8 protein-coding genes are annotated in these 12,042 nt (G+C 38.7%); 2 read left to right on the top strand and 6 right to left on the bottom strand.

Features of this window, described 5'->3' with window-relative positions:
* Positions 1-70: 70 nt before the first annotated feature.
* Positions 71-1,399 carry an exodeoxyribonuclease VII large subunit gene (gene xseA / locus OW492_RS05935; protein WP_290039014.1) on the top strand — a complete coding sequence of 443 codons (1,329 nt, stop codon included), beginning with the start codon at positions 71-73 and terminating at the stop codon, positions 1,397-1,399.
* Positions 1,400-1,484: 85 nt separating this feature from the next.
* Here xseA and OW492_RS05930 read toward each other — a convergent pair whose 3' ends face one another.
* From OW492_RS05930 to frsA, 4 genes are all read right to left on the bottom strand, one after another.
* The gene (locus OW492_RS05930) at positions 1,485-2,732 is read right to left on the bottom strand and encodes a glutamate-5-semialdehyde dehydrogenase (RefSeq protein ID WP_290039013.1); all 1,248 of its coding nucleotides are present in this window, start codon (positions 2,730-2,732) and stop codon (positions 1,485-1,487) included.
* Between the two features lie 38 nt (positions 2,733-2,770).
* On the bottom strand, positions 2,771-3,880 hold the full coding sequence (gene proB, locus OW492_RS05925) for a glutamate 5-kinase (protein WP_290039012.1): 1,110 nt from the start codon (positions 3,878-3,880) through the stop codon (positions 2,771-2,773).
* A 401-nt stretch (positions 3,881-4,281) separates the two neighbouring features.
* On the bottom strand, positions 4,282-4,653 hold the full coding sequence (gene crl, locus OW492_RS05920; RefSeq protein ID WP_290039011.1) for a sigma factor-binding protein Crl: 372 nt from the start codon (positions 4,651-4,653) through the stop codon (positions 4,282-4,284).
* A 55-nt stretch (positions 4,654-4,708) separates the two neighbouring features.
* Entirely contained in the window at positions 4,709-5,968 is a 1,260-nt protein-coding gene (frsA, locus tag OW492_RS05915; protein ID WP_290039010.1) for an esterase FrsA, read from the bottom strand.
* Between the two features lie 297 nt (positions 5,969-6,265).
* Between frsA and OW492_RS05910 the strand changes: the two genes are divergently transcribed.
* A complete protein-coding gene (locus OW492_RS05910) occupies positions 6,266-7,159 on the top strand; it encodes a GGDEF domain-containing protein (protein WP_290039009.1) in 894 nt (297 codons plus the stop codon).
* On the opposite strand, the gene tilS is transcribed toward OW492_RS05910, so the two are convergent.
* Both tilS and dnaE read right to left on the bottom strand, forming a co-directional pair.
* Positions 7,139-8,500 (bottom strand): tRNA lysidine(34) synthetase TilS, encoded by a 1,362-nt coding sequence (tilS, locus tag OW492_RS05905; protein ID WP_290039008.1) that lies wholly within the window; start codon positions 8,498-8,500, stop codon positions 7,139-7,141. The two genes, OW492_RS05910 and tilS, sit on opposite strands and share 21 nt — an antisense overlap.
* Before the next feature lie 3 nt (positions 8,501-8,503).
* Positions 8,504-12,040 (bottom strand): DNA polymerase III subunit alpha, encoded by a 3,537-nt coding sequence (dnaE, locus tag OW492_RS05900; protein WP_290039007.1) that lies wholly within the window; start codon positions 12,038-12,040, stop codon positions 8,504-8,506.
* Positions 12,041-12,042 lie beyond the last annotated feature (2 nt).

Here is a 12,042-nt window from a genome sequence, read left to right as displayed (position 1 = left end):
TTATGTTTTTATACTGAGTTTTTACTGTGTTAATATTTAGTCCCTGATTTCTTTGGTAAAAACTCTTGCTATGGCGACTCAAAACAAAAATATTTACAGTGTAAGCTCATTAAATCGTGCAGCTAAAGCCCTACTCGAGACCGGTTTGGGCGTAATTTGGCTATCTGGTGAAATATCTAACCTGACCATCGCAGTATCAGGGCATTGGTATTTCACCCTGAAAGATCATAGTGCGCAAATAAAATGTGCGATGTTTCGTGGTAATAACAGCCGAGCTGGCTTTACCCCTAAGCACGGCCAACAAGTATTAGTCCGAGCTAAATTAAGCCTTTATGAAGCACGTGGTGATTACCAATTAATTGTGGAAACGATGGCCCCTGAAGGTGATGGGCTATTAAAGCAACAGTTTGAAGAATTAAAATGCCAGCTAGCCGCGCAGGGGCTGTTTTCTGAATCACTTAAAAAGCCTTTACCTGAGATAATTAGACGGGTTGGTATTGTCACCTCATCAACGGGGGCAGCTTTACATGACATACTCAGTGTTTTAAAACGCCGTGACCCTCGCCTTCAAGTTATTATCTATCCAAGTCAAGTACAGGGCCAGGGAAGTGCTTTTTCAGTCGCTTCCCAAATTGCATTAGCCAATGCACGTAATGAGTGTGATGTATTAATTGTGGGCCGTGGTGGTGGTTCTTTAGAGGATCTATGGTGCTTTAATGAGCCCGATGTTGCATACGCTATCCATCATAGTCAATTACCGGTGATCAGTGCAGTAGGTCATGAAATTGATATTACCATTAGCGATTTTGTTGCCGATCTACGTGCAGCAACGCCTTCTGCGGCTGCTGAGTTAGTTAGCCAACATAAGACCTTTGTTTCTTCTCAATTAACCACATTAGTTAATCGTTTAAAACAAGCGATGTTGAACACCATGCAACATAAAACACATAAGCAGCTTTTACTAAAACAGACCCTACTACAGCACGATCCTAAACATAAGCTGCAGCAACAAACACAACACCTTGATGAATTAAGTTTACGCCTACAGCACGCAATGCACCAAACAATGCAACACCAAACCACCGTGAGCACGCAGTTAAAAAATAGGCTTCAACAAGCAAGTCCAGTGCACTACATTAATATTGCAGCGCAAAAACAACAACAATTAAAACGTCAATTAACTCAAGCGATGGCTGCTCAACTTAATCAATCAGAGCAACACTTGCATCACCAGATACAACAATTAAATGCTTATAGTCCTTTGGCGACCTTAGCGCGTGGCTATGCCATTGTAAAAGACGACTCAGATAAGGTATGCACCGATCCTGCAAACTTAAAAGTTGGGGATAAGGTACAAGTGACCTTAGATAAAGGGCAATTTAACGCTGAAGTCATTTAATTTATAGGAATACATTCAGAAAGATAAATAAAAAGGGCTTGTTACCAGCAGTAACAAGCCCTTTTTTAGTAGAGAATATTTAATTTTACGAACGAATTAAATGATCACTAATACCAACCCATTTATAGGTGGTTAATTCAGGTAAGCCCATTGGACCACGCGCATGAAGCTTTTGTGTTGATACAGCTACTTCTGCACCTAAACCAAATTGGCTACCATCAGTGAAACGTGTACTTGTATTGACATACACAGCAGCAGCATCGACAGCACTGATAAATTTATTAGCAATAGTAAAATCGTTAGTCAAAATACCTTCAGAGTGTGCAGAACTATGCTCACGAATGTGCGCTAATGCTTCACTTAAATTCGCTACAACTTTAACGCCTAAATTCAGAGATAACCACTCTTTAGAGAAGTCACCTTCTTGTGCTGCAACTGCGTCATCACCTAAGATAGCTTTTGCTTTTTCTTCCGCTACTAAGGTCACGCCTAATGGTAATAAATGTGCAGCAACTTTCGGTAAGAAGGTTTCTGCAATATCAGCTTCAACTAATAATGTGTCTAATGCATTACACACACTTGGACGTTGTACTTTCGCATTTTCAATAATGGCTAATGCTTTCTCTACATTTGCTGTTTTTTCTGCAAATAAATGACAAATACCAATACCGCCGATAATCACTGGAATAGTGCTGTTTTCTTTACAGAAGTTTTGTAGACCAGAGTTACCACGAGGAATGATCATATCCACGTATTTATCGAGTTTTAATAACTCACCAACCAATGCACGGTCTGTATTCTCAATGTATTGCACAGCTGTCTTTGGTAAGCCGACCTTCTCAAGCGCCGCTTGAATAAACTTAACTAACACTAGGTTAGAGTTAATCGTTTCTTTACCACCACGTAGAATACTTGCATTACCCGTTTTCAAACTTAGTGCTGCAATATCAATAGTTACATTAGGACGTGCTTCGTAAATAACGCCTAGTACACCGACTGGCACACGACGTTTAGAAAGTGTTAAGCCATTCTCTAGAATTTTTCCGTCAAATTCTTCACCCACCGGATCAGCTAACCCAATAACGCTACGTAAATCGCTAATTACACCGGCTAAGCGAGTTTCATCTAATAATAAGCGATCTAATAATGCATCAGTCAGACCAGCAGCCTTGCCTGCTTCGATATCTTTTTTATTTGCAGCTACGATTTCTGCAACATTCGCTTCTAATTCAATTGCAATCGCTTCTAGTGCTGCGTTTTTTGTCGTCGTATCAGTGATTGCCAACTCGTAACTTGCATCTTTTGCTTGTTGACCTATTTGTTGTAAATTCATTTCTACTCCTTTTGTAGACCCACAGCGAGAGGGTCTCATTATAAAATAACTAGGTCGTCGCGATGAATAACCACGGAACCATGTTCATAACCTAATATTTTTTCAATTTCATCTGAGTGCTGACCTTTAATCTTATCAATATCGACGCTTTTATAACGTACGATACCACGTGCTATCTCTTTACCTTTTTGATTACATAGGGATACTACATACCCACGCAAAAAATGAGACTCAACGGACTGTATACCTTTAGCCAGTAAACTACTTCCGCCATTTAAGATGGCGTGTTCAGCGCCTTGGTCTACCACTAGCGTACCTGCAGATCGCGACCCTGCAAATATCCAATTTTTTCTAGCTTCTAAACGATTATTTTCAGATATAAAGCGCGTACCAACGGAAATATTGTTAGCCGCATCTAAAATAACATTTTTACGTTGCCCTGAAGCAATCACTACTTCAATACCAGCACGATTAGCAACGGTTGCTGATTCAATCTTAGTGGCCATGCCACCGGTTCCTAAACCACCGACACTACCGCCGGCTAGATCATGAATAGCCTCTGTTATTTCATTCACCTCTGTAATTAATTGGGCATCGGGATTATTACGCGGATCAGCAGTAAATAGACCACGCTGATCGGTTAATAATATAAGTTGATCCGCATCTGCTAATAACGCCACTAATGCTGATAGGTTATCGTTATCACCGACTTTAATCTCTCGGGTTGCAACAGCATCATTCTCATTAATCAATGGGATGATACGATGCTTCAATAACGTATGTAAGGTATCTCTTGCATTAAGAAAACGTCCTTTATCGCCTAAATCAGCTCGGGTTAATAACATTTGACCAACATGTAAACCGTATATTTTAAATAGGTTTTCCCACTCTCTCACTAACTGCCCTTGCCCTACCGCTGCCAACATCTGTTTATTAGCAATAGTAGGTGCTATATCTGGCATATTGAGGTGCTCTTTACCAGCTGCGATTGCACCTGATGTCACCACTATTATGGGATGACCTTGTTGATGTAAAATTGCACATTGACGTACAATTTCAAGCATTTGTGCACGGTCTAATTTACTTGTACCACTGGTTAAAACACTGGTTCCCAATTTAACTACAATTGTTTTTTTATTCGCATTCATCTATTTATGCTTCATGTAAAAAAATAAAAAGGCTCAAGGTATCTGATCCCGATAACATTAAAGAAGTTCACTACATTTTTTCTGAAATATAGATTGCTTAATTAGTGCGATGAAAATCATACTCAGTTTAATCGTTATACCAATTATATTAAATAAGTGCTCTAAATTTTGCGGAGGAAAAATGACTTAGTTTAAGGTGTAATTTAAGCAAAATGGTTGTTTCCTTTGCAAAAATCACAACGAAGCAATAAGTTAATTTAACAAGCAAAATAGATCAGTTAATTAATGTGATTGGTATTATTGAGCTTAAAAAAAAACAGCAACTAAACGAGTTGCTGTTTTTAAGTATAACATTTTTAAAGAAATGTTATGGGCAAAATAAATAATGCGTTAAATACTAATTATTCAAGCGTCAGTTCAAAGCCCGTTTCAACATCGATTAATTCACTTAGTTTACCGATGAACACTTGAAATGCTTGATCTAACTGTTGCATCTGCTTTTTAGTTATTTTAGCTTCTTCCCATTCACCTTGCAGGTTATAAAGGCCATTAAAGCGTTGATAGGTAAATTGCTTTTCTTGTCTATTAACCACTACCCACCAGCCTAAAAAGGTTCGATTTTCAGGATCTTTTTTAATATCAACACATATCTCTAAACAGTCAAAAAAAAATGTTTTATCATCAGATTGCAAATGACGAAAATACGGGCCGATTTCAGTAAACAATTTAAATAAACGACCACGTGATGGCCCTTTTTCTAGGGTCTGAGACATATTTTTACGCTCCTTGAGTAACATACAGTTAATTTATCTGTATTTAATATACCACTTACTCTTGTAAATGTTTTGCTAACCATTGTGCAGAATATCCTAAAGTTCTCAAATAAGAATCAAATATGGGAGACTTGTCAATGATTTTAGCTTCACTTTCGTAACTAATTCTTGCCATTAACTTCAGATCTTGTTCACTACACATGAGATCGTCACTATGACCAATACTCAAATAAGGTGTTTTTACTTTTTTACGGCCTAGTAACCCCTGCTTCACTAAAGAGAAAGGAACACAATACTGATAAAGATAACTTGCATCAGATTGTTGTAGCTGCATACGACTTGCTAAACAGTCCAAAGTCATCACAGATAATTTTTCGAACCGTTGTACATCATCAAAAATACTTGCCACTGCTGCACCGACACTGACAACAGCCTTAATCCGTTGGGGATCAACATAACCTAAACGATTGAGTGCATTCCCCCCCATACGCATTCCCATCAAAGCAACCCGAGATTGATCGACCCATGGTATTTCATTTATATAATGCAAAACGGCTTGATGCAGTTGTGAAGTATCTTGGGTTAATTTTAGATGGTTAGAAAAACCAACGCCGGGCATGTCCACTGTCAACATCGCAATACCAGCTGGTTTTAAATAATTTTCGAATAAAGGTAATAAATCACACTGTAACGAATCAATACCCGCACTTACAATCACTACAGGATGAATAACATCGTCGTTGGGTAAATGTAAAAAAGTAGTAATATGCTTACCTTCAAAGGGTATTTGAATCTCCTTTAACAAAGCACTCTTATCGTGTGTAAAAGATTGACGATAGTTACTAACAGCCAAAGTTTGTGCTTGAATGCTATGTTCATCACCTTTCAAATGAGGATAGCTTGCAACACTATACAATTGTGATGCGAGGTAATAATGATGCTTTGCTTGTTGTTGCTTCCCCGCTTGCATAAAGTGATTGGCTTTCTTTTGATAGCTCATCGCTTTCTTAGACCATTCGTAACTCCAATTACCCGAACGAAAGCCAATAACCGTATCTAACAAGTTAGGATCACTGCGTTTGTTAGAAGAGGCACTGATCTTTGCTAAGACTTCATAACAATCAATAATATCGATTCCCTGCCATGACCACTGCAATAGCTTAAGAAGGCGATACCAACCAACATTTTGTTGACCATCTAACATTGACTGGTGGAGTCGTTGATGCTTTTTAGAACCGCTATTTGCTATTAATGTAGATGTCTCTTTTGCGTTGCTTTTTTGAGAAAAGAGCACTTCAGATAAATTTTTAGACATAAGCTTCTCATTAAAAACGGGGTGAATTGTCAGATAAAATCATGGTGTTCCAGTAAAGAATACCATGTTCTAGTTAAGCAACAATGGTTAACTCAAACCATCTAGCACTAAACAAAGTCATCAATTCAATAATAATTAAAGTAAAATACAATTTAAAATCATATAGTTACTTTAAAATCAGTTCATTACCCACTTATTGTTTAAATAAATGGCACGAATTTCGCTTTTATTAAAATAATCACATTAGATTTAATAAACGTCAAATTAATGCCGCTAATGGGCAGAAAAGGAAATTATATGGAAACCATCCCTAATAAAGAATACAGCTACGCAAGTAGTAAATCACCGCTATTCACTGTATTTTCCAATGAGCCGTTATTAAGCACAAAAGAGAAGTTATACACCTTAGAAACTTTACAAAAAAGCCTAGACTTAAAAGAGATGATGGAAAATTTTGCCTCTTTAGTGGCAAGTTTTATCCGCCCTTTTAATATTCGCTTTCAATCCGCTTTTGGTTTTTTCAGCTTGTCAAAGTCGCAGCAAAGTAACTTTACTCGAAACTTTAATTTAGACTCATCAGGATTATCACCAAGACTAGGCACCATGACCTATCAAAGTGAAACACCTTTTACTTCTAATGAAGACAAACTGCTGACCGAACTACATCAGTTACTACAACCAACGTTAAAGCATGCATTGCGTTTTTCTGAATTAAGTTCAATGGTATACAAAGATTACCTCACTAATATTGGTAACCGTGCTTATTACGACGAAACCATTTTCCATGCCATTGAACAAAGTAATCGTACTAACTTAGGTTTGTCTTTGATGGTATTGGACATTAATGAATTTAAACCTATTAACGATACTTATGGCCATAGTAAGGGTGATCAGGTATTAAATGCTTTTGCACAGGTATTAACAAAAAGCATTCGTACATCGGATTTTGTATTCCGTTTAGGGGGAGATGAATTTGTTATTATCTTACAACCTTCGACACCTTGTTCAATTGCTAAAGTACAGCAACGCATTAAACAAGAGATAGAAAAGAATAGTCTCCTAAAAGAGCTTAATTTCTCCGCTAGCTTTGGCTTTAGCCATTGGGAAATAGGAACCAGTGCTGCTCAACTATTTGATCAAGCTGATCAGCATTTATACCAGAATAAAGCACTAACTAGAGCACAAAGATAACTGTAATCTAGGTATCTGTAGTTTAGGAGTAAGTTGACATTGCCATACTCCTAAAGCTTCTACTAATTGCCCATCGATAAATATAAACACAACCTGTTCTCTTTGCCACGGCGGCACCTGAAATTCATGTAATAACTTCTTAATCGATCGCGATTTGTATCGGCCAATCGGCTGGCACATTAGTTTGCTATCAAGATGCTTTCTTAAACAGCAAGTTATTGTATGTTGTTTAGCTAAGGCAGTATCCACTAATGAAAAATCTACAGCTAATTTTCCTTCATCAATGCTATTGTCTTCGCTAATCCATAGCAGAGGCTCACCATGCCAAACTATGGGATCTTTAAGTAGTGTAATGCGTTGATTTGGCACGATATAGAGGTTACCTAAATAACGTTGAATGACATACTCAGCTAATTGTAAGCAAGGTTGTTTATCCTGCTCTGCTAACGCCACCTCTTTCCACAATACAGTTAACTGCTTACTACTTGGATAATCTAACCCATTAGACTTTAACCAATGCCGTAATAAGTTATTACGGCGTGGATCTGATAAGTTCATTAATGAAGTAATTGATAATGTTTCAGTGCCTAATCTTATTTCTAAGCATTGCTTAAGATCTTCGGAAGCCACTTCATCGTTCAGATTTTGCTGCTCTTGACATAATTGAGCTGTGCGCGATACGGATTTAGCCATAGCAGGCCAACGCTCAGAAAGCAGAGGAGCTATTCGATGACGAATAAAGTTACGGTCAAAATGGATATCTTGATTACTTTCATCCTCAACCCAGGTTAATCCCTCAGCTTCAGCATAATCGATAATCTGTTGGCGAGAAAAATGCAATAAAGGCCGTACTAAGTATCCAGAAGAGAATATTTGATAACTACGAATACCTTGTAAACCAGTACTGCCTGAGCCTCTTTTTAAAGCAAGTAATAACGTTTCCAATTGATCATCTTGATGATGGCCCGTCAATATGATGTCGTTATCAGTCATCTGCTTCAAAAAACATTGATACCGTGACTCTCTAGCCAAAGCTTCTAAACTATTACGGCTCTTCTTTTGAATGGTCACTCTTGAGCTCAATAATTTAACACCTAACGAATCACAGAGCTTATTACAAAACTCAGCCCATTGATCTGCATGTGGGCTTAAGCCATGATTTACATTATGTGCAATCACCTGATAATCAGGATATTGTTGATTAAACAGGACTAGTAGCTTTAATAGTACTACAGAGTCTACCCCGCCACTCAAGGCAACAACAAACCTTGGAGTAGTAGTCGTGATAGTAGGCAGTTGCCTAACTATATTTAATAACTCTTGGTTAAATTGCGCTTGCATCAATTACCCTTGGTCAAAATGTAAGGTGACATTGTCTTCACCTAACAATCGCCCTAACGCAAACAACAAATCATCATTAGGCGTAATTGACCATTCAATGCCTAATTCAACTTCAACTTGCGCTTGGTGATTTTGGTAATTAATAAATACTGGGCATAACCCACCAGCAGCAGGTGATAGTACTTCCTTCAAGCGAACCTGAAACTCAGCTAATGATTGCTTTTGTAATACGTTAGAGGAGATTGATAAACGCAACTTACTCGCAAAACGCTCTCGCGCTTGATCGATACTCATTACTTCTCGGGCATTCATTTTTAGTCCGCCATTGAAGTAGTCTTCACTTACTTGCCCTTGCAGTACCACAATATTATCAGGTACTAATAATGCTTCGTGTTGCTCTAACAGATCTGCAAAAATAGTAACGTCCATACGCGCACTTTTATCATCTAAGGTTAAAATACCCATGCGTTTACCAGCTTTGGTAACCATGACACGCATCGCCAACACTAATCCACAAACTCGACTGTTTTGACCGCGACCATTAACTGTTAATGAACCTAGTTTTAAGCAATTAATCGCACGTAAATCCGGTTCGTATTGATTTATAGGGTGCCCTGTCAAATATAAGCCTAGGGTATCTTTTTCACCTTTTAACCATTGTTTTTCGGGCCATTTTTCTACTACCGAGAATTTATTTTCAATTTCATCATGATCAGTAGTTAACACGCCAAAGAGGTCACTTTGCCCAAATGACTCTGCTTTTTTATGCTGAGCCGCAGCACTTAATGCATCAGCCAAGTTTTCCATTAACGCAGCACGGTGTGGGCCTAAATTATCCAATGCACCAGCTAGGATTAATTTTTCAATAATACGTTTACCACAGCGTTTTAAATCAACTCGATTACAAAAATCAAACAGATCTTTAAACTTGCCCCCTTCAGTACGAGCTTCAATAATGGCGTCAATAGGACCTTCACCCACACCTTTAATCGCACCAATACCATAAATAATACGTAAGTCTTTATCGACATTAAATTTAAATAAACCTTCATTTACGTCTGGTGGGCAAAGCGTTAAACCCATATTTTGACACTCATCTACCAGAATAACGACTTTGTCGGTGTTATCCATATCTGCCGACATAACCGCAGCCATAAAGTACGATGGGTAGAAAGTTTTCATCCATAGTGTTTGATAAGATACTAAGGCATAAGCAGCAGAGTGAGATTTGTTAAAACCGTAACCAGCAAACTTCTCTACCAAGTCAAATATCTTTATGGCCAATTCGCCATCAATACCATTTTTTATCGCACCAGACTCAAAGGTCGCACGCTGCTTAGCCATCTCTTCAGGCTTTTTCTTACCCATGGCACGACGTAACATGTCGGCGCCACCTAGTGTATAACCAGATAATACCTGTGCGATCTGCATAACCTGTTCTTGATATAAAATAATACCGTAGGTTGGCGATAGAATATCTTTCAGCGATTCGTGTTGCCACTTTTCATCAGGATAAGAAACGACCTCTCGCCCATGCTTACGTTCAATAAAGTTATCTACCATACCTGACTGCAATGGACCTGGTCGGAATAAAGCTACCAGTGCAATCATATCTTCAAAACAGTCGGGTTGAAGGCGACGAATCAAATCTTTCATACCACGTGACTCTAATTGGAACACCGCGGTGGTTTCATAACGTTTTAATAACTCGAAACAAGCGGGCTCAGTTAGGTCTATTTTTTCAATGTAAATGGGCTCTTCACCGCGCTCATGTTTATGTGCATTGGCCATATCTAAGGCCCATTGCACAATGGTCAAGGTTCTTAACCCTAAGAAGTCGAATTTTACTAATCCAGCAGTCTCTACATCATTTTTATCAAACTGAGTAACCGGGTTATGCCCTTCATCGTCACAATATAATGGTGCAAAATCGGTAATAGTAGTCGGTGAGATAACGACACCACCAGCATGCTTACCCGCATTACGAATCGTACCTTCCAGAGTACGGCACATATCAATTAAGGCACGTACATCCTCACTACCATCATAACGCTCTTGCAGTCTCGGCTCTTCTTCAAATGCTTTAGTTAAAGTCATGCCCGGTGTCGGTGGCACCAATTTAGAAATGCTATCAACAAAGCCATAAGCATGACCTAAGACGCGCCCTACATCACGAATAACTGCTTTAGCAGCCATCGTACCAAAAGTAATGATCTGTGATACCGCATCACGGCCATACAATTGAGCAACATGATCAATTACCTCGTCTCGACGGTCCATACAGAAGTCGATATCAAAATCGGGCATAGAAACACGTTCAGGATTCAAGAATCGTTCGAAAAGTAACTCTAATTCTAGTGGGTCTAAGTCGGTAATTTTTAATGCATAAGCCACCAAAGAGCCCGCACCAGAACCACGTCCAGGACCAACAGGAATATTGTTATCTTTACTCCATTGAATAAATTCCATTACGATCAAGAAGTAACCAGGGAATCCCATTTTATTGATAACCCCTAACTCGACTTCAAGTCGCTCATCGTAGGGTTTTCTAATCTCAGCAAAATTTTCACTGTTTTTATCGAATAAAAAATCTAAACGATCTTCTAAACCTTCTCTTGATACTTTACAAAAGAAGTCTTCGATAGGCATGCCGTCAGTAGGGAAATCAGGTAAAAAGTATTCACCTAAACGTAATGTCACATTACAACGTTTAGCTATTTCTACGCTATTTTGTAACGCTTCTGGGATATCAGAAAAGAGCTCGCACATCTCCTCTTCACTACGTAAATATTGCTCAGGACTATAATCTTTCGGACGCTTTTCATCACCTAGTGCATAACCTTGGTTGATACATACTCGAATATCATGGGCATCGAATAATTCTTTATCAGCAAAAACGACTTCGTTAGTAGCCACTACAGGCAATTGCTGATCAGCAGCAAGGTCGAGCGCTAAATGCAGGTAATTCTCTTCGTCAACTCTGTTAGTACGAATTAACTCTAAATAGTAACGATGGGGGAAATGGGTTTTGTAAAAAGCACTAATTTCAGCTACAGCAGCTTTATTGCCTTTGAGTAGCATTTTCCCCATGTCCCCTTCTTTGGCGCCAGAGAGTATAATAACTCCTTCCTGATGCTCAACTAACCATGATTGCTCGATTACTGCACGACCTTTCACATGACCACGTAAATAGGCTTTTGAGATTAGCTCAGTGACATTTTTATAACCAGCAGCATCCATTGCTAATGCAGTTAAACGGAATTGTTGATCTCCTAATAATTCACTTTTTACCCAAAAGTCTGCCCCGATGATTGGCTTAATGCCTGCGCCATGTGCCGCACCATAAAATTTAACTAATCCACAGAAGTTAGTTTGGTCAGTGATCGCTAAAGCAGGCATATTTAATGCCGCTGTTTTCGCCACTAATGGTTTAACTTTGGTTAACCCATCGACCATTGAAAAGTCACTATGTACACGGAGGTGCACAAATTTAGGATCTTGATTCGCTACGGTTAGTTGTTGGTCACTCGTTTCAGACATAA

Origin of the sequence: Psychromonas sp. 14N.309.X.WAT.B.A12, from assembly GCF_030397575.1 — a bacterium.
GTDB lineage: Bacteria > Pseudomonadota > Gammaproteobacteria > Enterobacterales > Psychromonadaceae > Psychromonas.
Note: the sequence above shows the minus strand (reverse complement) of the source record. Positions and strands in the feature narration are given on the sequence as shown.

Coding starts and splice junctions, on each gene's coding strand:
- OW492_RS05930 (WP_290039013.1), bottom strand. CDS start 2,732: ATGAATTTACAACAAATAGGTCAACAAGCAAAAGATGCAAGTTACGAG.
- proB (WP_290039012.1), bottom strand. CDS start 3,880: ATGAATGCGAATAAAAAAACAATTGTAGTTAAATTGGGAACCAGTGTT.
- frsA (WP_290039010.1), bottom strand. CDS start 5,968: ATGTCTAAAAATTTATCTGAAGTGCTCTTTTCTCAAAAAAGCAACGCA.
- tilS (WP_290039008.1), bottom strand. CDS start 8,500: ATGCAAGCGCAATTTAACCAAGAGTTATTAAATATAGTTAGGCAACTG.
- dnaE (WP_290039007.1), bottom strand. CDS start 12,040: ATGTCTGAAACGAGTGACCAACAACTAACCGTAGCGAATCAAGATCCT.
- xseA (WP_290039014.1), top strand. CDS start 71: ATGGCGACTCAAAACAAAAATATTTACAGTGTAAGCTCATTAAATCGT.
- crl (WP_290039011.1), bottom strand. CDS start 4,653: ATGTCTCAGACCCTAGAAAAAGGGCCATCACGTGGTCGTTTATTTAAA.
- OW492_RS05910 (WP_290039009.1), top strand. CDS start 6,266: ATGGAAACCATCCCTAATAAAGAATACAGCTACGCAAGTAGTAAATCA.